18 protein-coding genes are annotated in these 20,811 nt (G+C 70.2%); 6 read left to right on the plus strand and 12 right to left on the minus strand.

The window, feature by feature from the left end; all coding sequences use genetic code 11:
* Positions 1-110 precede the first annotated feature (110 nt).
* Together glyS and glyQ are read right to left on the minus strand one after the other, a co-directional pair.
* Positions 111-2,417, minus strand: coding sequence for a glycine--tRNA ligase subunit beta (gene glyS / locus Q7W82_RS03175; protein ID WP_242157637.1), 2,307 nt, complete (start codon positions 2,415-2,417; stop codon positions 111-113).
* 155 nt (positions 2,418-2,572) lie between these two features.
* Entirely contained in the window at positions 2,573-3,481 is a 909-nt protein-coding gene (gene glyQ / locus Q7W82_RS03180; RefSeq protein WP_160947476.1) for a glycine--tRNA ligase subunit alpha, read from the minus strand.
* 76 nt (positions 3,482-3,557) lie between these two features.
* On the opposite strand from glyQ, the gene Q7W82_RS03185 reads away from it, so the two are divergent.
* Positions 3,558-5,378: a GspE/PulE family protein gene (locus Q7W82_RS03185; RefSeq protein ID WP_242157627.1), complete on the plus strand. Its 1,821-nt coding sequence runs from the start codon at positions 3,558-3,560 to the stop codon at positions 5,376-5,378.
* Positions 5,379-5,639: 261 nt separating this feature from the next.
* Here Q7W82_RS03185 and Q7W82_RS03190 read toward each other — a convergent pair whose 3' ends face one another.
* On the minus strand, positions 5,640-6,449 hold the full coding sequence (locus tag Q7W82_RS03190; protein ID WP_242157625.1) for a substrate-binding domain-containing protein: 810 nt from the start codon (positions 6,447-6,449) through the stop codon (positions 5,640-5,642).
* 230 nt (positions 6,450-6,679) lie between these two features.
* Here Q7W82_RS03190 and Q7W82_RS03195 point away from each other — a divergent pair, with 230 nt between their 5' ends.
* Both Q7W82_RS03195 and Q7W82_RS03200 read left to right on the plus strand, forming a co-directional pair.
* Positions 6,680-7,450 (plus strand): glutamine amidotransferase, encoded by a 771-nt coding sequence (locus Q7W82_RS03195; protein ID WP_242157623.1) that lies wholly within the window; start codon positions 6,680-6,682, stop codon positions 7,448-7,450.
* 47 nt (positions 7,451-7,497) lie between these two features.
* On the plus strand, positions 7,498-8,391 hold the full coding sequence (locus tag Q7W82_RS03200; RefSeq protein ID WP_160947472.1) for a BPSS1780 family membrane protein: 894 nt from the start codon (positions 7,498-7,500) through the stop codon (positions 8,389-8,391).
* 10 nt (positions 8,392-8,401) lie between these two features.
* Here the strand turns inward: Q7W82_RS03200 and Q7W82_RS03205 are convergent, their stop codons facing one another.
* From Q7W82_RS03205 to Q7W82_RS03230, 6 genes are all read right to left on the minus strand, one after another.
* Positions 8,402-8,701, minus strand: a complete 300-nt coding sequence (locus Q7W82_RS03205; protein ID WP_242157617.1) for a hypothetical protein — start codon at positions 8,699-8,701, stop codon at positions 8,402-8,404.
* Positions 8,702-8,799: 98 nt separating this feature from the next.
* Entirely contained in the window at positions 8,800-9,792 is a 993-nt protein-coding gene (locus Q7W82_RS03210) for a trypsin-like peptidase domain-containing protein (protein ID WP_242157615.1), read from the minus strand.
* A gap of 628 nt (positions 9,793-10,420) precedes the next feature.
* The gene (gene tatC / locus Q7W82_RS03215; protein WP_160947470.1) at positions 10,421-11,155 is read right to left on the minus strand and encodes a twin-arginine translocase subunit TatC; all 735 of its coding nucleotides are present in this window, start codon (positions 11,153-11,155) and stop codon (positions 10,421-10,423) included.
* Complete coding sequence (gene tatB / locus Q7W82_RS03220) at positions 11,152-11,676, minus strand: Sec-independent protein translocase protein TatB (protein ID WP_242157599.1); 525 nt, start codon at positions 11,674-11,676, stop codon at positions 11,152-11,154. Before tatB ends, tatC begins: the two co-directional genes overlap by 4 nt.
* 15 nt (positions 11,677-11,691) lie before the next feature.
* A complete protein-coding gene (gene tatA / locus Q7W82_RS03225) occupies positions 11,692-11,922 on the minus strand; it encodes a Sec-independent protein translocase subunit TatA (RefSeq protein ID WP_242157590.1) in 231 nt (76 codons plus the stop codon).
* A 125-nt stretch (positions 11,923-12,047) separates the two neighbouring features.
* Positions 12,048-12,944 (minus strand): YSC84-related protein, encoded by an 897-nt coding sequence (locus Q7W82_RS03230; protein ID WP_242157588.1) that lies wholly within the window; start codon positions 12,942-12,944, stop codon positions 12,048-12,050.
* Between the two features lie 166 nt (positions 12,945-13,110).
* Here Q7W82_RS03230 and hemH point away from each other — a divergent pair, with 166 nt between their 5' ends.
* The 3 genes from hemH (at position 13,111) to Q7W82_RS03245 (ending at position 17,342) form a co-directional block, all read left to right on the plus strand.
* Positions 13,111-14,070, plus strand: a complete 960-nt coding sequence (gene hemH / locus Q7W82_RS03235; RefSeq protein ID WP_242157580.1) for a ferrochelatase — start codon at positions 13,111-13,113, stop codon at positions 14,068-14,070.
* Positions 14,067-14,909 (plus strand): alpha/beta hydrolase, encoded by an 843-nt coding sequence (locus Q7W82_RS03240; protein WP_242157578.1) that lies wholly within the window; start codon positions 14,067-14,069, stop codon positions 14,907-14,909. Before hemH ends, Q7W82_RS03240 begins: the two co-directional genes overlap by 4 nt.
* Positions 14,910-15,146: 237 nt before the next feature.
* Positions 15,147-17,342: a methyl-accepting chemotaxis protein gene (locus Q7W82_RS03245; RefSeq protein WP_242157569.1), complete on the plus strand. Its 2,196-nt coding sequence runs from the start codon at positions 15,147-15,149 to the stop codon at positions 17,340-17,342.
* Positions 17,343-18,013: 671 nt separating this feature from the next.
* Here the strand turns inward: Q7W82_RS03245 and Q7W82_RS03250 are convergent.
* The 3 genes from Q7W82_RS03250 to ttcA all read right to left on the minus strand — a co-directional run bounded on the left by Q7W82_RS03250 (position 18,014) and on the right by ttcA (position 20,766).
* On the minus strand, positions 18,014-18,805 hold the full coding sequence (locus tag Q7W82_RS03250; protein WP_242157567.1) for a SprT family zinc-dependent metalloprotease: 792 nt from the start codon (positions 18,803-18,805) through the stop codon (positions 18,014-18,016).
* Between the two features lie 67 nt (positions 18,806-18,872).
* The gene (locus Q7W82_RS03255; RefSeq protein WP_242157565.1) at positions 18,873-19,778 is read right to left on the minus strand and encodes a recombination-associated protein RdgC; all 906 of its coding nucleotides are present in this window, start codon (positions 19,776-19,778) and stop codon (positions 18,873-18,875) included.
* 112 nt (positions 19,779-19,890) lie between these two features.
* Positions 19,891-20,766: a tRNA 2-thiocytidine(32) synthetase TtcA gene (ttcA, locus tag Q7W82_RS03260; RefSeq protein ID WP_242157556.1), complete on the minus strand. Its 876-nt coding sequence runs from the start codon at positions 20,764-20,766 to the stop codon at positions 19,891-19,893.
* Positions 20,767-20,811: the final 45 nt, after the last annotated feature.

The raw sequence follows: 20,811 nt of genomic DNA on the forward strand, positions 1-20,811 counted from the left end.
ACGCATTGCGGTGTGCCGAAGCCAGTGGCGCCGCGCATCGCGGCGGCAGCCATCTCCATAAACGAGAACGGGCCGCTAAGCGGCCCGTTCTCGCTCGACGGCGCTGGCGCTTACGCCGACAAGTGCTCGATCGCCGCGACGCTGCCGAGGCGATCGCCCAGGCGCTTGAGCAGGGCCAGGCGGTTGCGACGCAGCGCCTGGTCGTCTGCGTTGACCATCACGCCGTCGAAGAACGCGTCGACCTGCGGGCGCAGCCGCGCCAGGAAATTCAGCACGGTGACGTAGTCGTGCTGGCGCAGCGCGCCGTCGGTCTCGGCGATCGCTGCTTCCACCGCCTCGGCCAGCGCGCGTTCCGCCGGTTCGCGCAGCAGGCCCGCGTCGACCTGCGCCGGAATCTCGCCTTCGGCCTTGCGCAGGATGTTGCGGATGCGCTTGTTGGCCGCGGCCAGCGCCTCGGCCTCCGGCAACGCGGCGAAGGTGCCGATCGCGTCGATGCGGCGGTCGAAGTCGTACAGCGAGCCGAGCGCGGTGGTCGCGGTTGAAACCGCTCCTGCGGGCGCCGTCGTGTCCTTTGTAGGAGCGGCTTCAGCCGCGACCGAGAACAGCGCGGCTACTGCGTTGAACTGCGTTGCCGGCACACCCTTGTCGGCGTAGTAGCCGCGCAGGCGGTCGAGGATGAAGTCATAGCACGATGGAGCCTGCTCTTCTGAGGCGCGCCGGACTTCGGCGTAGCGCTCTTCAGTTACTTTTTTACCGAAGAGTATCTTCTTGAAATGGCTTTCCAGTTCGGATGCATCTCCAGTTCCTCTTAGCCAACGCACAACATTGTTGACCATCGATTGAGATGGCAAAGAAGTGCGCAAAACAACTTCCGTGTTGTTCAAAAAACTAGCGACGTAGAGCAGACGCAAAATCTCTAACTCAAACCCACTCTCAATCACCGTCCGCGCCAACCCCAGCGCATTGCGCCGCAGTGCGAACGGATCCTTGTTGCCGGTTGGCTTCAATCCCGCGGCGAAGCCACCGGCCAGCGTGTCCAGGCGTTCGGCAATCGCCAGTACCTTGCCCAGCGGCGACAGCGCGACGTCGTCGCCGGCGAAGCGCGGCTGGTAGGCCTCGTCGATCGCCAGGGCGATCTCGCTCGGTTCGCCGGCGGCGAGCGCGTAGTGGCGGCCGGCGATGCCCTGCAGTTCCGGAAACTCGTTGACCATGCGCGACTGCAGGTCGTTCTTGCTCAGTTCGGCGGCGCGGCGCGCCTGTGCCGGGTCCACGCCGACCTGCGCGGCGATCGCCTCGGCCAGCGCAGCCACGCGCTGCACCTTGTCGGCGATGCTGCCGAGCTTGGCCTGGTAGGTGACGCTGGCCAGGCCGGCGCCCATCGCCTCCAGGCCCTGCTTGAGGTCTTCGTCGAAGAAGAACTTGGCGTCGGCGAAGCGCGGGCGGATCACCCGCTCGTAGCCCTTGGCCACTTCGGCGACGTCGCGCGAGACGATGTTGGCGATGCCGATGAAATGCTCGGTGAGCTTGCCGCCGGCATCCAGCACCGGGAAGAACTTCTGGTTGCTCTCCATGGTCTCGATCAGCGCTTCCTGCGGCACCGCCAGGAACGCCGGCTCGAACTTGCACAGCACTGCCGACGGCCATTCGACCAGGTTCACCACCTGCTCCAGGTTGTCCTCGGCGATGCGCGCGCTGCCACCTGCCTCGCGTGCGGCCTGCTCGACTTCGGCGACGATGCGCGCGCGGCGTAGGTCCGGGTCCACTAGTACCTGCGCGGCCTGCAGCGCGGTCACGTAGTCGCCCGGCTGCGCCAGCGGCACCGGCGCGTCGTGCAGGAAGCGGTGGCCGCGGCTGTCGCGGCCGGCCTCCACGCCGAACAGCGGCATCGGCACCACCTCGCTGCCGAATAGCAGCACCAGCCACTGCACCGGCCGCGCGAAGCCGTAATCGTGATCGCCCCAGCGCATCGGCTTGGGGATCGGCATTGCCGCGATCGCCTCGCGCAGGATCTCCGGCAGCAGCGTGGCGGTGCGCGCGCCCGGGTTCACCGCGCGGTGCACGAAGCGTTCGCCCTTGGCGTCGCTGGTGCGCTCCAGCGCGGTCCAGTCGATCCCGGCCTTGGCGGCGAACCCCTGCAGCGCCTTGGTCGGCTGGCCGTCGGCGTCCAGCGCGATGTTGAGGTAGGGGCCGAGCACTTCCGCGCGCTGCTCCGGCTGCTCGACGGCCACGCCCGGCAGCAGCACCGCCAGCCGGCGCGGCGTGGACAGCGGCTTGGCGTCGCCGCGCTCGACCGCGATGCCGCGCTTCTCCAGCCCGGCGATCACGCCGTCGAACAGCGCCTGGGCCAGGCCCGGCAATGCCTTGACCGGCAGTTCCTCGGTGCCCAGTTCGATCAGCAGGGGAAGGTGTTGGCTCATGTGTCAGACCTTGCTTAGCGGTTCCTTCTCCCTGCGGGAGAAGGTGCCCCGAAGGGGCGGATGAGGGTGCGGGCGCCTGGGGAGTCGGAGCAGCCGGCCGTGCGTGCCGGCGTACCCTCACCCCAACCCCTCTCCCGGCGGGAGAGGGGCTTGCATCACTTCTTGACGCCGGGGAAGCCCAGCTTCTCGCGCTGCGCGTAGTAGGCCTTGGCCACCGCCTGCGCCAGCGCGCGCACGCGCAGGATGTAGCGCTGGCGCTCGGTCACCGAGATCGCGCGGCGTGCGTCGAGCAGATTGAAGGCGTGGCTGGCCTTGGTCACCTGCTCGTACGCCGGCAGCGGCAGGCCGACTTCGACCAGCGCCTGCGCTTCCTGCTCGCAGGCGTCGAAGCGGTGGAACAGCTCGGCCACGTTGGCGTGTTCGAAGTTGTACGCGCTCTGCTCCACCTCGTTCTGGTGGTAGACGTCGCCGTAGGTGACCGGGCTGCCGTCGGGGCCGTAGGTCCACACCAGGTCGTAGACGTTGTCGCAGTTCTGCAGGTACATGCACAGGCGCTCGAGCCCGTAGGTGATCTCGCCCAGCACCGGCTTGCACTCCAGACCGCCGGCCTGCTGGAAATACGTGAACTGGGTGACCTCCATGCCGTTGAGCCACACCTCCCAGCCCAGGCCCCAGGCGCCGAGCGTCGGCGATTCCCAGTTGTCCTCGACGAAGCGCAGGTCGTGCACCAGCGGATCGATGCCCAGCGCCTTGAGCGAGTCCAGGTACAACTGCTGGATGTTGTCCGGGTTCGGCTTCATCGCCACCTGATACTGGTAGTAGCGCTGCAGGCGGTTCGGGTTCTCGCCGTAGCGGCCGTCGGTGGGACGGCGGCTCGGTTGCACGTAGGCCGCGTTCCACGGCTCCGGCCCGAGCGCGCGCAGGAACGTGGCCGGATGGAAGGTGCCGGCGCCCACTTCCAGGTCCAGCGGTTGGATCAGCACGCAGCCGTGCTGCGCCCAGAACTGGTTGAGGGTCTGGATCAGACCCTGGAACGTGATCGGAACGGACCGGGAAACGGACATCTCGCAGGGGGCCGGTTGAGGGGTGCGCTAGTATAGCGACCGACTCGCGGGGACTTCCGCGCACCGGACCTGGACCATGGATTCGCGCCCTGCCGCGCCGCCCGCGTCGTTGCCCGCCGAGCCCGCCGTCGCCTTGCCGCCGGGCCGGCTGAGCTTCGAGCGCGTAGCCGCGGCGCTGCTCGCCGACGGCCTGGTCGCACCGGCCGAACGCGGCCGCGTGCAGTTCTCGGCGCAGACCGCGCGCACCGTCAGCGACGTGCATCCGCTGGTGCTGCTGTCCAACCTGAAACTGGCCGCGACCCGCCCGCCGGGCAGCGAGCTGAGCCTGGAGCGGCTGACCGAATGGCTGGCGCAGCGTTGCGGCTTGCGCTACCTGCGCATCGATCCGACCCGGGTCGACGTGGCCGCGGTCACCGGCGTGGTCTCGCACGCCTACGCGCGCCGCCATCGCATCCTGCCGCTCGCGCTGCAGCCCGAGCGCCTGCTGGTGGCGACCAGCGAACCGCTGGCGTTGGACTGGCTCGGCGACGTGCAGCACCTGGCGCGGCGCCGCATCGAAGTGGTGGTGGTCAACCCGCTGGACCTGCATCGCTACACGATGGAGTTCTTCGGCGTGACCCGCTCGGTGCGCGGCGCCAAGGACGGGCGCACCGAGCAGAGCAGCGGCCTGCCCAGCTTCGAGCAGCTGGTGGAACTGGGCCGCGGCGGCGACGTCAACGCCGACGACCACCACATCGTGCACATCGTCGACTGGCTGCTGCAGTACGCCTACGAACAGCGCGCCAGCGACATCCACCTGGAGCCGCGGCGCGAGGCCGGGCGCATGCGCTTCCGCATCGACGGCGTGCTGCACAAGGTGCTGGAAGTGCCGCCGGCGGTGATGACCGCCATCGTCAGCCGCATCAAGGTGCTCGGGCGCATGGACCTGGCCGAGCGGCGGCGGCCGCAGGACGGGCGCATCAAGACCCGCTCGCCGGGCGGGCGCGAGACCGAGATGCGCCTGTCGACCATGCCGACCGCCTTCGGCGAGAAGTGCGTGATGCGCATCTTCGACCCGGACGCCGCGTTCAAGAGCGTGGACCAGCTCGGCTTCAGCGCGCAGGAAGCGGCCGGCTGGAACGCGCTGGTGGAACGCCCGCACGGCATCGTGCTGGTCACCGGCCCCACCGGCTCGGGCAAGACCACCACGCTGTACTCCACGCTCAAGCGCCTGGCCACGCCGGACGTGAACGTGTGCAGCGTGGAAGACCCGATCGAGATGATCGCCACCGAATTCAACCAGATGCAGGTGCAGCCGAACATCGACCTGGACTTCGCCAGCGGCGTGCGCACCCTGCTGCGGCAGGACCCGGACATCATCATGATCGGCGAAATCCGCGACCTGGAGACGGCGCAGATGGCGGTGCAGGCCTCGCTGACCGGGCACCTGGTGCTGTCGACCCTGCACACCAACGATGCGCCCTCGGCGATCACCCGCCTGCTCGACCTGGGCGTGCCGCACTACCTGGTCGCCTCCACCCTCAACGGCGTGCTGGCGCAGCGCCTGGTGCGCACCCTGTGCGGCCACTGCAAGCGCCCGCACGCGCTGGAGCCGCATGAGTGGGACGCGTTGCGCGAACCGGGCGAGGCCTTGCCCGAGCCGCTGCAGCCCTACGCCCCGGTCGGCTGCCTGGAGTGCCGCCGCACCGGTTACCTGGGCCGGGTCGGCCTGTACGAACTGCTGCCGGTGACCCCGCGCCTGCGTACCCTGATCCGCGCCGACATGGACCTGGCCGGCTTCAGCCGCGCCGCCCAGGACGAGGGCGTGCGCACGCTGCGCCGCGCCGGCCTGGAAAAGGTGGCCGCCGGACTGACCACCATCGAAGAAGTGCTGTCGGTGCTGCCGCCGCGGGAGTGAGCGGGCGGGAGGCGCGGTTGGCGTTGGTCTCTTCGTGCGGCGGCTGCGCGCCCGATGTCGCTTGCGGAGGCGTCTCACTGCGCGCCGGACGCGCTTCTGCCGATCCCCCATCCCGACGCTCCCATCCCAGTTCCATCATCGCGATGGCTGGCGCACCTACGGGATCACGGTGTGTCCCGCTAAGCCACACAACAGGCAATGATGCGCGCCGCCCACGCGTCGGACGAGGGGGGCGACGCAGCGCCGCGATCCGTGCCGTGGCTATGGCTTCCTGGCGAGCGGCGTGAGGCCGCTTTCCGCGATCGCCTTCGCGGCCGCCGGGGACGCCAGGTACTCCAGCAGCGCCTGCGCCGCCTGCGGCTGCGTGCTGGCGGTGGCGACGGCGCCGGAATACAGCGTCATCTGCTGTGCCTGCTTGGGGATCAGGCCGACGATGGCGATGCCGGGGACCGGCTTGAGTTCGCTCAATTGCTGGAAGCCGAGTTGCGCCTCGCCACGCGCGACCACCGCGCCGACCGGCTCGGCGGGAATCATCCGTGCCTTGGCGGCGAAACCGTCGCCGAGCCGCATCCGCGGGAACAGCGTGCGCGACAGGTAGACGCCGCTGGCGCTGTCGGAATAGGCCACCGAGCGGCTGTCCAGCAGGGTCATGCGGAAGGCGTCCATGGTGGAGATGTCCGGCTTGGGCGCGCCCTGCTTGACCGCCATGGCGATGTAGGACTCGCCCAGGTCCACGCGGCTGGCGGGGCGCGCCTGGCCGCTGGCAAGGAGCTTGTCGAGCGCCGCACCGACCATCAGCAGCACGTCCGCCGGCTCGTGACGGGCGAGGCGGTTGGGGATCGCCTGCGGCGTGTCGCCCATCGACGGCGCCGCCTCGATGTGCAGCCTGACGCCCGTGGCCCGTTCGTAGTCGGGCGCGACGGCGCGGATCGCGCCCATGATGCCGCCGGAACTGAGGACGGTCAGCGTCGTAGGCGGGGCGGGGCGGCTCGCTTCCGGCGCCGCCGCCGATGCGGACGCGGATGCGAGCAGCAGCACGGCCAGGGTCAAGGGGATCAGGGAACGACGCATTGCACACCTGCCAGGGGGAAAACGGCGACAGCCTGCGCGATCCGCGCTGAAGCGGAGGAGAAGCCGCCAGCGCGCGCGGGTCATGCCAGTGCGCCTGCGCGCCACTGCGACGGCGCCATTCCACGGGCCTGGGGCACGCTGCCGCATCCCCTTGATCGCAGTTATATGCTTATGCCATCCGCATCACCGGCGCTTGCAAAAAGCCGCGCGCCGCCGTCTAGAATCCCACCATGCCGTTGGCTTCTTCCGCCCGTCGTCGTGCTGCGCCCTTCCTGATCCTCGAGACCGGTGAACCGGTGGCGACGATGCGGCGCTACGGACGCTTCCCGCACTGGATCCGGGTCGCCGCCGGCCTGGCCGAGCGCGACACGGTGGTGGCCAATGTCGCCGCCGGGGAAGCCTTGCCGGCGCGGGGCGACTTCGCCGGGGTCATCGTCACCGGCTCGGCGGCGTTCGTCACCGACCGGGCCGACTGGAGCGAGCGCTCGGCAAGCTGGCTGCGCGAGGCCGCCGAGGACGGCACGCCGCTGCTGGGCATCTGCTACGGCCACCAGCTGCTGGCGCACGCGCTGGGCGGGGAGGTGGCCTACAACCCGGCCGGGCGCGAATCGGGCACCGTGCACATCGAACTGCATCCGCCCGCGGCCGAGGATCCGCTGTTCGCCGGCCTGCCGGCGCGCTTCCCCGCGCATGCCACGCATCTGCAGACGGTGCTGCGCGCGCCGGCCGGCGCCACGGTGCTGGCGCGCTCGGCGCAGGACCAGTGCCACGCCTTCCGCTGGGGCGAGGCGACCTGGGGCCTGCAGTTCCATCCGGAGTTCGCCACCCACCACATGCGCGGCTACGTGCAGGCGCGTGCCGACTGTCTACGCAGCGCCGGACGCTGCGCCCGTACCATCGCCCGCGAGGTCAGCGCCGCACCGCTGGCGCGCAAACTGTTGCGGCGCTTCGTTCAGCACGCACGCGGGCAGCACAGCAGCGGCCAGGCAAAACCGCGATAATCTGTGCAGTCGCCGCGCTGTACGGCGTCCCCCACTTCGGATTGGCAATGATCGAGATTCGCAAGCTGCCGGCCTCGGCCGGCGCGGAATGGCTGTTGGCCGGCATGTCCCTGCTGCGACGGGCGCCATGGGCGCTGGGCCGGCTGGGACTGATCTGGGGGCTGACGGCGCTGATCGCCCTGTTCCTGGGCGTGCTCAACCCGACCCTGGGCATGCTGGCGCAACTGCTGATGGGCCTGGCCGGGCCGCTGCTGTTCGGCGGGCTGGTGTGGGCCGTGCGCGAGGTCGACCAGGGCCGCAGTGCCGAGCCGGCGCATCTGCTGCAGGGCCTGCAGGGCGGCCGCACGCCGAACCTGCTGGTGGCGCTGTTGCCGCAGGTGGTGGTCGGACTGGCGCTGGCCCTGCTGGCGGTGGTGGTGATCGGCCCGGACGGATGGATGCAGTTGACCACGGTGATGAACAAGCTCAACGAGCTGGGCCAGTCCGGCGCGCAGCCGGATCCGCTGCAGGTGGAGCAACTGGTCGCGACCCTGCCGGCGCTGCGCATCCTGCTGTGGCTGATGCTGGTGGCGGTCGGGTTCGTGGCCGTGGCGCTGACCCTGTTCCTGTTCGCGCCGCAGGTGATGTTCGACGGCCGCAACGGCATCGCCGCCATCGGTCACGGCCTGCGCGCCTGCCTGCACAACCTGCCGGCGATGCTGGTGTTCTTCGTCCTCGCCTTCCTGGCCATGTTCGCGTTCTATTTTGCGCTGACCGTGGTGATGCTGGTGCTGCAGTTCCTCGTCGGCACCGCGGTGGCGGCGCTGGTCGCGCAGTTGCTGCTGATGGCGCTGTTGATGCCGGTGCTGGCCGGGATCGTGTATGCGGCCTGGAAGCAGATGTTCGTGCACGCCGGCGATGCGGCGGCCGTGGCGCCGCCACCGAACGTCATCGAAGCCTGATCGCGGCAGCTCAGCGACGGCCGCTGCCGTCGCCGGGAGCGCTCTGGGCCGCCCGTGGCATCGCCTCCAGTTCGTCGATCACCCGCCTGGGCGCGCGTAGGCGGATCCGCACCGGAAACGATTCGTACACCACGACGCCCTCCACCACGCCCCGCTCCTTCAGTTCCATGACCCTGGCCAGCACAGGGTCCGGGGATTGCGCGCTGCCGACAATCAGCGCGGACTCCAGCGGCTCGCGATTCGCGGCCGGCCCGCTGCCGAGGCTGCAGCCCGCCACCAGGACCAGCGTCGCGGCAAGCATCCGTCTCATCTGCAACTCCTCTCGCATCGTCGGTTCGGTGTAAGCCGTGGTGCGCAGTCCTCCGCAGCACCACGGCGATGGCACTCAGGATCGGGATCGGGCGCTCGTCACGGGTTGTCGGCGATCCAGTTCTGCAGCGTGTTGAAGACGGTGCTGGTCAGCCGCGTCCCGCAGTTTTGGCTCGACGAGCCGGTGGTGTGGACGCCGCGGACCACGTAGCCGCTGTCGTAGATGCCGCTTCCGCTGTTGCCGCCGCTGGTGTCGATGGTGTAGCAGAGCCTGTAGGAGCCGCTGGTCGAGACACCGCCGGACGCACTCCACATCGTTCCGAACGGCTTGTCGCCCGGGTATCCGGTGATGGTATGGGTGCCTCCGGAGTAGGTGCCCCAGCCTGCATTCCCGCCATGGGGAGCAGTGCTCAGGACGATCAGCGCATAGTCGTAGTTGCTGTCGCCGTTGTTGAGCCACGCCGTCGTGGTGATGGCACGCGCCCACGTCGCCGTTCCCCACGGCTGGTAGCTGCCGTTCTGGGCCACGGTGAAGTCGAGGCTGGAATACCAATTGCCAGCGCCGTCGGACACGCAGTGGCCGGCGGTCAGGACGTGCTTGGGTCCGATCAGCGTTCCCGTGCAGCCGATGCCGATGCGCCCGATGTGCCAGTACGGCGCGTTGGTGGTGGTGGTCACCTGCACCCGTTCATCGGTCCCGATCACCACGTTGGGGACGGCGCGGCCGGCACCATCGCCGGTGGGACGCGTCGGTGGCGTGCCGGGTACGGAGTGCGGCAGGCGGCCGAGCAGTTCCATCGCCTTGATCGCCTCCTCGAAGAGCGCCACGTCCTCCGCGCTTGCCGACGAGACGTATTGGTCGCCATTGCGGGTGACCATCACCGCGCTCAGGCCGGCGGCTTTCTGTTGCGGGCTCTGCAAGCGCGTGTCCGCCGGGGTGGCCGTCTCCGCGTACACGCCGGTCACCAGATTGTCGCCGTTGATGAACTTCGCTTTCCCGCCCTGTTTCTGGAACGATGGCGTACCTGCGACCGCCGCGGTCGCCGCTGTCGATACCAGCAAGGTAAATCCCAGTGCAGCCAGACGTTTCATGACGTACTCCTTGGTCATTGGGATACTGCTTCATTGCGAGCGATGCCGGTCGTGAGCGACGTCCTGCGCTCTGCCGGCTTGCCTGTCCGTCAGGGACAGGAGGGGGCGGCGGCGCGAGTGCCACCGCCATGAAGACGGTCTTCCATGGCCGTGTCGGCAGGGCCGGGTGCGGCCCGGTGCCGATGCTGCTGTGATCGGATACGGCTCCGGCGCCGTGTGCGCGGATCGCGCGATCCGGCGCCGGCCACGAGCCGACAACACATCTCTCTACTCAGGCGCGGCGTTGGCCAAATGGCAGGGAATGGCGCGCCGCAACGCGGCCCACGCCGCGCTGTGGAAGCGCATCGCACTGCTGGATTCCTAGATCACGTCGTCGCGCAAGCGACAGCACCCGCGCACGGGCGATCAGCATGCGCTCAAGGCAATGGTCTTGGTCCTGTGCACCGGCAGTCATTCGCACGCGGCACCTTCCTTGGGTTTATTCGCGGCCCTCAGGGGGCATCCGTTGCTGTTTCGCAATGACGGCGCAGTTGCCCGTGGGGACTTTATACGTCACCCACTGCGGGTCGTGCCGTAGTTTGCATCCCAGATCACCGCACCAGGTCGTGCGGTCGGAGTGCAGCTGCGGTTACTGCGTGCGCGCCTGGCTTGACACCAGCCAGCTCGACGCCACGATGCCCAGTTCGTACAGCAGGCACATCGGGATCGCCAGCATCAGCTGCGACACCACGTCCGGCGGGGTCAGCACGGCGGCCAGCACAAAAATACCGACCACCGCGTAACCGCGGCCCTCGCGCAGTTGCTGCGGGGTCACCCAGCCGAGCAGGGCCAGGATCACCAGTGCCACCGGTAGTTCGAAGCTGGCGCCGAAGGCGAAGAAGATCGCCAGGACGAAATCCAGGTAGGCGCCGGCATCGGGGGTGAGTTGGATCACGTCCGGCTTGAACGTGGTCAGGAAGTGGAACACCGCCGGCAGCACCAGGAAATAGGCGAAGCCGCAGCCGAGGTAGAACAGCAGCACCGCCGAAGCCAGCAGCGGCAGCGCCAGGCGCTTCTCGCGTTGGTACAGGCCGGGGGCGACGAAGGCCCACGCCTGGTACAGCAGCCACGGCGCGGACACGAACAGGGCCAGGAAGAACGCCAGCTTGAGCGGGGCGATGACTGCGCCGGCCGGGTGCGTGGCGATCACGCTCTGGCCCACCGGCAACTGCGCCAGCATCGGCTCGGCCAGCCAGGAGTACAGGCGCTTGGAGAAGGGCAGCAGCGCCACCACCACCACGCCCAGGCCGATCAGCGCGCGCATCAGCCGCGCGCGCAGTTCGATCAGGTGTTCGATCAGGCTGCTCTCGGCTTCGACGTTCATCGCGGCGCCTCCGGATCACGGGAGGGCGGCTGGCCGGTGTGCGCGGTCGCGGCGCCGGGTGCCGGATGCGGCGCGGCTGCACCGCGCGCGGCGGCCGGCAGCACGGACGCTGCGGGAGTCGTCGAGGCCGTCGGCGGGGGCGTGGCCGTGTCGGCAACGTACGGCGTCGAGGCGTCGGTCGAGGTGGCCGCCGCGGTCGGCGCGTTGTCCGCAGGCGCTACCGGCGGGTTCGGATCGATCTCGCGGCGCAGTGCCTCGGTCTGCCGGTGCAGTTCCTCGCTGCCGTCGCGAAACTGGGTCTCGGCCTGGCGCAGCGAACTCTGCACGTCGTGCAGGCTGCGCTTGAGTTCCTCGGCTTCCAGTTCGCGTTCCAGTTCCTGCTTCACCGAGTCCCACTGCGCGCGGGCGCGGCGCACCCACAACCCGGCAAAGCGCGCCGCCTTGGGCAGGCGCTCGGGGCCGAGCACCACCAGGGCCACCACCGCGATCACCAGCAGTTCGCTGAATCCGATATCGAACACGCCGGCGGGGTCCCGTCAGTGAGAGTCGCGGTCGCGCTCGGCCTGGGTCTGGCGGGACGGCTCGCTGCTGCTGCGCGTCTCGTCGCCGAGCTGGCCGGCCGGCTTGTCCTCGTCGCGCATGCCTTTCTTGAACTCTTTGACCGCGTTGCCCAGATCCTTGGCGCCGCTCGTCAGCCGCTTGGTGCCGAACACCAGCAGCACGATCACCAGCACCACCAGCCAGTGCCAGATGCTAAGACTGCCCATGATCCGCTCGCAGAAAAGTCGTAAGGAACCCGCAGGATAACGCACCGCGCCGCGCCGCGTTACCTCTCGCGGCCATGCAGGCGCGCCTGCAGGCCGGGACGGACAGGTGACGTTGGGAACAACGCTCAGCGATCGCCGTCGAGCTTCTCGGTGCGGATCTCGCCGTCGGACACCGGCTGGAAGCCCTGCTGCGCCGGTGGCGTCTGGCCCTGCAGGGGCACGGTGCTGGCGGCGGCGTCGGGCGCGGCGGTCGGTTCGGGCGTGGGCTGCGGCGCCGGCATGGCCGGTGCCGGGGCGGCGCCCGGGTTGCCGTTGCTGTCGGTGCCACGGCTCTGCCGCGCGGCGTAGGTGGCTTCCTCAAGCTTGTCGCGGAAGGCGACGATGTCGTTGGACGGCCGGTTGGTAGTGCGGCCCTCGAAGATCATCCGCGGCGTGGTGTTGCTGCCGTAGGCATTGAGGTCGGCGGCATCGTCGATCTGCAGCGCCGCGCCGTCCAGGGCGACGCCGGCGAACAGGCCGCGGGCGCGCGACCACGACCAGATCTCGGCCTTGAGCTGGCCGTCGGTGGCGGCGGCGGCGTTGCGCCCCACCGGGCCGGCGGCGACGCCGGCATCGGCGCCGAGGGTGAACTTGCCGTTGACGATGTTGTCCAGGCTGCGGTCGTTGCGGAACACCAGCACCACGTCGGAGGACTGCACGCCGACCTGGAAGCCGATGCTGCCGCCGGTGAGCTTGACGAACACCGGGTTGGACCAGGTGCCATCGGGGCGCTTGACCGACATCAGGCCGTGGCCGCGACGCCCGCCGATCACCAGGCCCGCCTTGAGCGTATCCGGGATCACCACGATGGCGCGGCCCTCGTCGAGCAGCTTGTCGGGGATGGCCTGCTCGGGAATCTTCTGGATGTCGGTCAGCACGCGCAGCGCGTTGCGGGCGCGCTCGTCCTCTTCCGGGCCGGCCACGGCGTGGCCGACGAACAACAGGGTGCTCAACAACAGGGCGAGGCGCGGCAGGAGGGGCATGGCGGGCTCCGAAGTAGGTCCGCAGCAAGATACTGCAAGCGCTTGAACTTAGTCACAGGGCAATGAATCGGCAATGAGTGGTGCCGGGCTGCGCGCAGGCGCCATCGATCGCCGCGATCGAGCGAATCGACACGCCGTGGCGTGCGCGCTCTGCCACAATGCGCGCATGTCCGACGCACCCGAGACCGCCATCCTGGTGGTGAATCTAGGCACGCCCGAGGCGCCGACCGCGCCTGCGGTCGCCCGTTATCTGGCCGAGTTCCTCGGCGACAAGCGCGTGGTCGCGATCCCGCGGCTGTTCTGGTGGCCGCTGCTGCACTGGGTGATCCTGCCGCGGCGCTCGCCGAAGTCGGCGGAGAAGTACGCGCAGGTGTGGCTGGCGGACGGTTCGCCGCTGGCGGTGTATACCCGGCGCCTGGCCGAGGGTATGCAGCGCGAACTGCCCGGCCACCGCGTGGCCTGGGCGATGCGCTACGGCGCGCCGGCGCTGGCGCCGGCCCTGGATGCGCTGCGCGAGGCGGGCGTGCGCCGGATCGTGGTGCTGCCGCTGTACCCGCAGTATTCGACCACCACCACCGCCTCGATCGAGGACGTGGTGCGCGCCTGGCAGGCGCGCCATCCGCAGCTGCCGGTGCACCTGATCGAGGACTACCCGACCGATCCGGCCTGGGTCGCCGCGGTGGCGGACAGCGTGCGGGCGCACTGGGCGCAGCACGGCCGCGGCGAGCGCCTGTTCTTCTCCTTCCACGGTCTGCCGCAGCGCGTGGCCAACAACGGCGACCCCTACCCGCAGCGCTGCGAAGCCAGCGCGCAGGCGATCGCCGCCGCGCTGGGCCTGGAGGCCGGGCAATGGGAGTTGGGCTACCAGTCGCGCTTCGGTGCCGAGCGCTGGCTGCGCCCGTATGCCGAACCGCGGCTGTGGGAGCTGGCCGGGCAGGGGGTCAAGCAGGTGGACGTGATCTGTCCCGGCTTTGCCACCGATTGCCTGGAAACCCTGGAAGAAGTGGCGATGGGCTTTGTCGAGACCTGCGCCGAACGCGGCATGCAGGTGCGCTACATCCCCTGCCTCAACGACGCCCCGGCGCACGCGCGCGCGCTGGCGCAGCTGGCGGCCCGCGCCGCATGAGTGTGCGTCCCTTCGCCTGCCCCTCGCGGGTGGGCGCGCTGGCCGGGCTGCGCAGCGGAGACCCGGCGGGGCCGAAGGCGCTGGCCTTGCACGGCTGGCTCGACAACGCCGCCAGCTTCGTGCCGCTCAGCCGGCACCTGCCGCAGCTGGACCTGGTGATGCTGGACCTGCCCGGCCATGGCCACAGCAGCGCCTTGCCCGATGGCGCCGAGTACCTGCTGGCCAGTGCCCTGCATCCGGTGCTGGATGCGGCCGACGCGCTGGGCTGGGAGCGCTTCGTGCTGATCGGCCATTCGATGGGCGCGGCCATCGCCAGCCTGCTGGCCGCCGCGGCGCCGGAGCGCATCGAGAAGCTGGTGGCGATCGAAATGCTGGGCGGCCTGGCCGAAAGCGAGGCGGGGGCAGTGGCACGGCTGCGCCATAGCGTGGCCAGCACCCGCCGCGCCACCGCCACGCCGTTGCGCGTGTTCCCCGACCTGGCCGCGCCGGTGCGGGCGCGGATGCTCGCCAACCAGCTCAGCGAGCCGGCGGCACGTCTGCTGGTGGAACGCGGCGTGCGGGCGGTGGACGGCGGCTACGTGTGGCGCAGCGACCGCCGCCTGACCCTGCCGACGGCGATCCGCGCGACCGAGCCGCAGATGCAGGCGCTGCTGGCCGGCATCGAATGCCCGACCGCGGTGGTGTTCGCCGACCCGGCGCAGGACATGCTGCCCGAGCCGCTGCGCCTGCAGCGTGCCGCGTGCCTGCGCGACGGCCGCGTGCACACCTTGCCCGGCACCCACCACCTGCACATGGAACAACCGGCGGCGGTGGCCGCGGTGCTGCGCGACTTCCTCTGAGGCGGCCGCGGCGGCGGGCGACGCGGTCGTCGCGCCGCAGTCTCCGCTCGGTACGCCATCGTGCCGCCGAGCATCGCGCACGCACACTGCGACGGACTGACCGCCGGCGCTGTGCGGCCTGCCGCGGTCGTGCGCTTTCCGGCGTCACAGTTCGGCATGTTGTCGCCGAGCCGTCGCGTTTCGGAAAACTTCCGCGCACAGCGTAGCGCGCACCTTTCGCCCTGCGCCGCGCCTCCGATGATCCGCTTCCTTCGCCGCTACCGGGTCGGCCCACGCCTGACCTTCGCTTTCGCTGCCCTGCTGTTGATCTGCGGCGCCCTGATCGTGGCCAGCCTGGCGTCGATGGCGCTGGCGCGGCATCAGCTCGACGACATCGCCCTGGACAAGATGGAGAAGATCCGCCTGTCCAACGCCATGGTCGCCGCGCAGGCGCGGCTGGAGATCGGCCTGCTCAACGACGTCATCTTGACCAACCCGGACGAGAAGCAGGCGGTGGTGCGCGCCATCGGCGCGGCCCAGCACGACTATGCGCAGGCGCGGCGCACGCTGTTCGCGCTGCGCCTGGACCCGGCCGACCGCACCGGCGCACAGCTGCGCGCAGCGATCGACAAGGCCTACGCGCAGGTGCAGCCGTTCCAGTCGCAGGTGCTGGCCCTGGCCGCCGACAACCAGAACCTGGATGCGCAGACCCTGCACCTGTACACCCTGCAGCCGCTGCTGGCGCAGTGGCAGCAGGCGATCCAGCGCAATGCCGCGCACCTGCGCACGCTCAGCGACGGTTCCTACGCGCAGGCGGTGGCCACCATGACCCGCGCGCGCTGGATGCTGCTGCTCGGCGGCGGCCTGTTGCTGGCGGTCAGCGCCTGGCTGGGCTGGTGCATCACCCAGAGCCTGGTGCGGCCCTTGCGCGACGGCACCCGTGTGGCCGCTGCCATCGCCGCCGGTCAGCTCGATGCGGTGGTGCCGGCCCAGGGCAACGACGAAGCTGCCGACCTGCTGCGCAGCATGCAGACCATGCAGACGCAGCTGCGGGCGGTGCTGGCCGAGCAGCGGCGGATGGCGCAACAGCATGCGGACGGCGCCATCGCCTGGCGCGGCGAGGCGGTGGCGTTCCCTGGCGACTACGGGCAGCTGCTGCGCGACGCCAATGCGCTGGTCGACCTGCACGTGGGCACCGCGCAGTCGACGGTGGCGCTGATGCGGCGCTACGCCATCGGCGACCTCAGCGAGGACATGCCGCGCCTGCCCGGCGAGCAGGCCGCGATCTCCGAGGCGATGGATGCGATCAAGGCCAACCTGGGGACGCTGAGCCGCGACATCTGGCACCTGGCCGAGGCCGCCGCGGCCGGCGACTTCAGCGCACGCGCCGACCTGGGCGCGCACCAGCACGATTTCCGCATCATGCTCGAGAGCCTCAACCAGTTGATGGCGACGGTGGACGGCAACCTGGGCCAGTTGTCCGGGTTGCTGCGCGCCATCGCCAGCGGCGATCTCGGCGTGCGCATGCACGGCGACTTCCGCGGCGTGTTCGCCGACATGCGCGACGACGCCAATGCCAGCGCCGATCAACTGGCCGCGATCGTGGCCGGCATCCAGCACGCCGCCGCGGCGATCGACGCCGAGGCCGGCGCCATCGCCGGCGGTCACCAGGACCTGTCGCAGCGCAGCGCCGAACAGGCCGGCACGCTGGAGCGTACAGCCCGGGCGGCAGCGCGCCTGACCGCCACCGTCCGCCAGAACGCCACGCATGCGCACCACGCCAACGAACTGGCCGACGCGGCGACGACTGTGGCGGGCCAGGGAGGGGCTTCGATCGACGCGGCGGTCGGCGCGATGCAGGGCGTGGAAGCGGCCTCGCGCAAGATCGGCGAGATCATCGGGGTGATCGACGGCATCGCCTTCCAGACCAACATCCTGGCGCTCAATGCCGCGGTGGAGGCCGCACGCGCCGGCGAACAGGGCCGCGGCTTCGCCGTGGTCGCCAGCGAGGTGCGTGCGCTGGCGCAACGCTCGGCCGATGCGGCCAAGGAGATCAAGCGCCTGATCGAGGCATCGGTGGACCAGGTCGCGGTGGCCTCGGCACAGGTGCACGATGCCGGCCGCACCATGGGCCGCGTGCTGGCATCGGTGAGCGAGGTCAATGCGCTCATGACCGGGATCGCGGCCGCGTCGCAGGAGCAAGCCGCCGGCATCGACGAAGTCGGCCAGGCGATGGCGCAGATGGACCGCAGCACCCAGCAGAACCTGGCGCTGGTGGAGCAGGCCACGGCGGCCTCGCGCGCATTGGAGCAGCAGGCCGGCAGCCTGAGCGAGGCAGTGGCGGTGTTCCGCCTGGCCGGTGCGGCACCGTCGGTTCTGCCTGCGGAGGACGAATTGCCGGTGCTGGCGATCCAGCCTGCGCCAGCCGGCTTCGACTACGCGCGCAGCGCCTGATGCGAAGCGTGCCGGAAGGATCGATCGGATGCCCCATGCACCGCGCCGGCGGCGCTTCGCGTGTCGTCCGTTGCCAGGCCAAATGCGCATGCGTCAGGGGCATGCGGACAGCCATGTAGGTGTGCTCCCTACACACCCAACGTGAAGCTTGTGTGTAGAAAAATTTTCGCTTAAGTTGCGCCCACGCCTGCCGTCAACAGGCGTAGACGCGATACGTCCTGTGTTCGCGGCTCGATCCCGGCGTCCTGACATGCCGGCGTAGCGCCGCACGGACCGTACCGCCTCGCTGGCGCCGGAGGACGCGCCTGATTTGCGGTAGGCGGGAGGAGAGGGGGCCTACCGGGCGCTGCATGGAGTTCTGCTTCCGCAGCGCTGGGCCAACACACCGCGATGCGAGCGCATCGCGCGCTCAGAACCCAGCTTCCCTTCATGCCTCTACAGCGACCGTCTGCGCGATGACGTGCGGCGGCGCAACATTTCCTGCTCGCGCGTTCCGCTCCGCGCCACACCGCGCCGGTGCCACGCGCGCAACCGCGGCAGCGCTTTCAGGACCCTTCGAAGAAGGTGCTTCCGCCCACGCTGACCGGATGCAGCTTGCCTGTCCTGTCGTAGGAGCGGCTTCAGCCGCGTCGGGCGTTCCTGGTGAAACCCGTCGTGCGTGGATGCGCCCTTCAGGTGCGCTCCGGCCGCAGCAGCCAGCGCAGGTGCGCCTTGAGCTGGCGGCCGTGCTGATGGAACCAGGTGCGCTCGGCGCGCCAGTCGGGGAAGCGCGCTTCCACCTCGTGCCAGAACGCCGGCGAGTGGTTGGCCTGGATCAGGTGGCAGAGCTCGTGCACCAGCACGTACTCGAACGCCGAGGGCCGCCCCAGCACCAGCGCCAGGTCCAGCGCCATGCTGCCGTCGGGCGCCAGCGAACCCCACTGCGAGGACATGACCTTGTAGCGCACCGCGCGCGGGGCACGCGGCAGCGACGGCAGATACTGCGGCAGCCAGCGGCCGACGTCGGCGCGTGCCTGGGCCTCATAGAAATCGCGCAGTGCGCGGCGCAGCGCCGCATCGCCGCCGCGTGGCGGCAGGTGCAGGTGGGCCACGCCGTCGGCGACCTCGATGCGCGCGTAGCGGGCGTCGTGCCAGGCCACCGGCAGCGACTGCCCGCGCAGCGGCAGTTCGCCGGCTTCGCCCGGCCGCAGCGGCGTCAGCGTTTCGGCGGCGACATAGCGCGAGAGCTGCTGCGCCAGCCACTGCCGGTTCTCCAGCAGGAAGCGCTCGCCGGCGACCAGGCTGGCGCGCAGCGGCAGGGTCAGCCGCGCGCCGCGTTCGTCCACGCTGAGCTTGATGCGCCGCGCGCGCGGGTCGCGCACGCGCAGCACCTCGACTTCGCGCTCGTCCAACCGGAAGCGGACGAGGTCGCGTTCGACGGCCGCCGGGGGCGGCGCGATCAGGCGACGGAGCAGATCGGGCATGGGCACAGCATACCGCCGGCGCGGGCGCGCACGGTGACAGCCGCGTGCGGCCGCCTCCGCCGCGGCATCAGTCGGCCTTGCTCAGCTTCAGCGCGTCTTCCAGCAGCAGGAACAGGCGCCGCACCTCGGCGCTCATCAGCGCGAAGCGCGCGTCCAGTTCGGCGCGCACGCCATCCTGGTCGGCATGCTCGAGCTGGTCCAACGCGCCGTCGAGGAACTTCAGCTTGCGGATCACCAGGTCGTCGCCGAGCACGAAGGACACGTGGTCGTCGAGCACCAGTGCCAGCTTGGTCACCTGCTTGCCGGCTTCCAGGTGCTTGTCGATCTCGTCGCAGCGCAGTTCCTGGTGCTGGCACTTGACCACCGCGCCGCCTTCGATCGGGTCCTTCATCTCGCACTCTTCGCCCAGGCTCAGGCCCTCGGGCAGCGGCTCGCCGGCGATCCAGCCGGTGAGGATCGAGCGCGGCGCCACCTCGGCGTTCAGCGGCAGCGCCGGGAAGCTGCCGAGCAGGCCGCGGATCTCCGACATCACGTTCTCGCCGGTCTTGCGGCTGGAGGTGTCCACGGCGACGTAGCCGTGCTGCAGGTCGAGCATGGCGTCGGTGCGCGAGGACTTGACGAAGGCGCGCGGCAACAATTCATGGATCAGGTCGTCCTTGAGCCGCTTGCGTGCGCGGCCGCCGGGGCGCCGGCCTTCCTTCTCCTCGATCTCGGCGACCTTGCGCGCCAGCAGGTCGTTGACCACCGAGCCGGGCAGGATCTTGTCCTCGCCGCCGACGGTCAGCCACAGGAAGTCGGCGATGCGGTGCGACAGCGCCTCCTGCTCGTCGCGGCCGAACGGGGAGATGAAGCCGCGCGAACTCATTTCCAGCGGGCCGACCGACTTGAGCAGGGCCTCCGGCAGGAGCTTTTCGACCTCGGAAAAATCGAGCGTGGTGGGGAAGCGGAACAGGGTCAGATTGCGAAAGAACATCGAGCATCCAGCGGAAGGAAACGGAACGGTCCGGCGGCGTGCGCCGGGGAGCGGCGGCCATTGTCGCATCGTGTCCGCCCGGGTACCGCATCGGGCGGTTCAGCGAGCAGGCTCAGCCCGGCGCGTCGTCCGCCCAGGCGGCAGCCGGGGCGATCGCCGCGCCGCCGAGCGCAGCGAAGTCGAACAGCGCGCGGTCGGCCAGTTGCGCCGGATGCACGTTGCCCAGTGCGCGGGCGATCTGCTCCACCCGCCCTGGATGCTCGCGGTCCCACTGCTGCAGCAGCTGCCCGACCTGGCGGCGCTGCAGCGTCTCCTGGCTGCCGCACAGCGTGCAGGGGATCAGCGGGAAGCCCTGCGCCTGCGCGTAGGCGGCGATGTCGTCCTCGCGCACATAGGCCAGCGGCCGGATCACCACGTGGCGGCCATCGTCGCTGCGCAGCACCGGCGCCATTGCCGCCAGCTTGGCGTGGAAGAACAGGTTCATGAAGAAGGTGGCGACGATGTCGTCGCGGTGGTGGCCCAGCGCGATCTTGGTGAAGCCGTGCTCCGCCGCATAGCGGTACAGCGCGCCACGGCGCAGCCGCGAGCACAGCGAACACAGGGTCTTGCCCTCCGGCACCACCCGGGTGACCACCGAGTAGGTGTCCTGCTCGATCACATGCCAGGGCACGCCGCGCTGGCGCAGGTAGGTCGGCAGCACGTCGGCGGGAAAGCCCGGCTGCTTCTGGTCCAGGTTCACCGCCACCAGCTCGAACGGCACCGGCGCCTTGCGCTGCAGCTGCAGCAGGATGTCCAGCAGGGTGTAGCTGTCCTTGCCGCCGGACAGGCACACCATCACCTTGTCGCCGGCGCCGATCATGCCGAAATCGGCGATGGCCTGGCCGACCTGCCGGCACAGGCGCCTGCCCAGCACCGCGGCGTTGCGGGCGGCAGGCGGTGCGGGATCGGCGAGCGGCTGCAGCGGCGGCAGGGGCAGGGGCGAGGTCATCGGCGGTAGTGTAGTCGGCGCGGCTGGCGCCGTGCCGCGGGGGCG

Source organism: Xanthomonas indica (assembly GCF_040529045.1).
GTDB lineage: Bacteria > Pseudomonadota > Gammaproteobacteria > Xanthomonadales > Xanthomonadaceae > Xanthomonas_A > Xanthomonas_A indica.

Bases quoted from the DNA above. Each gene is read 5' to 3' on its own strand.
- glyQ (WP_160947476.1), bottom strand. From the start codon at position 3,481: ATGTCCGTTTCCCGGTCCGTTCCGATCACGTTCCAGGGTCTGATCCAG.
- Q7W82_RS03250 (WP_242157567.1), bottom strand. From the start codon at position 18,805: ATGCCCGATCTGCTCCGTCGCCTGATCGCGCCGCCCCCGGCGGCCGTC.
- Q7W82_RS03195 (WP_242157623.1), top strand. From the start codon at position 6,680: ATGCCGTTGGCTTCTTCCGCCCGTCGTCGTGCTGCGCCCTTCCTGATC.
- Q7W82_RS03205 (WP_242157617.1), bottom strand. From the start codon at position 8,701: ATGAGACGGATGCTTGCCGCGACGCTGGTCCTGGTGGCGGGCTGCAGC.
- tatC (WP_160947470.1), bottom strand. From the start codon at position 11,155: ATGAACGTCGAAGCCGAGAGCAGCCTGATCGAACACCTGATCGAACTG.
- Q7W82_RS03200 (WP_160947472.1), top strand. From the start codon at position 7,498: ATGATCGAGATTCGCAAGCTGCCGGCCTCGGCCGGCGCGGAATGGCTG.
- glyS (WP_242157637.1), bottom strand. From the start codon at position 2,417: ATGAGCCAACACCTTCCCCTGCTGATCGAACTGGGCACCGAGGAACTG.
- Q7W82_RS03210 (WP_242157615.1), bottom strand. From the start codon at position 9,792: ATGAAACGTCTGGCTGCACTGGGATTTACCTTGCTGGTATCGACAGCG.
- Q7W82_RS03185 (WP_242157627.1), top strand. From the start codon at position 3,558: ATGGATTCGCGCCCTGCCGCGCCGCCCGCGTCGTTGCCCGCCGAGCCC.
- Q7W82_RS03190 (WP_242157625.1), bottom strand. From the start codon at position 6,449: ATGCGTCGTTCCCTGATCCCCTTGACCCTGGCCGTGCTGCTGCTCGCA.
- tatA (WP_242157590.1), bottom strand. From the start codon at position 11,922: ATGGGCAGTCTTAGCATCTGGCACTGGCTGGTGGTGCTGGTGATCGTG.
- Q7W82_RS03240 (WP_242157578.1), top strand. From the start codon at position 14,067: ATGAGTGTGCGTCCCTTCGCCTGCCCCTCGCGGGTGGGCGCGCTGGCC.
- ttcA (WP_242157556.1), bottom strand. From the start codon at position 20,766: ATGACCTCGCCCCTGCCCCTGCCGCCGCTGCAGCCGCTCGCCGATCCC.
- hemH (WP_242157580.1), top strand. From the start codon at position 13,111: ATGTCCGACGCACCCGAGACCGCCATCCTGGTGGTGAATCTAGGCACG.
- Q7W82_RS03255 (WP_242157565.1), bottom strand. From the start codon at position 19,778: ATGTTCTTTCGCAATCTGACCCTGTTCCGCTTCCCCACCACGCTCGAT.
- Q7W82_RS03230 (WP_242157588.1), bottom strand. From the start codon at position 12,944: ATGCCCCTCCTGCCGCGCCTCGCCCTGTTGTTGAGCACCCTGTTGTTC.
- Q7W82_RS03245 (WP_242157569.1), top strand. From the start codon at position 15,147: ATGATCCGCTTCCTTCGCCGCTACCGGGTCGGCCCACGCCTGACCTTC.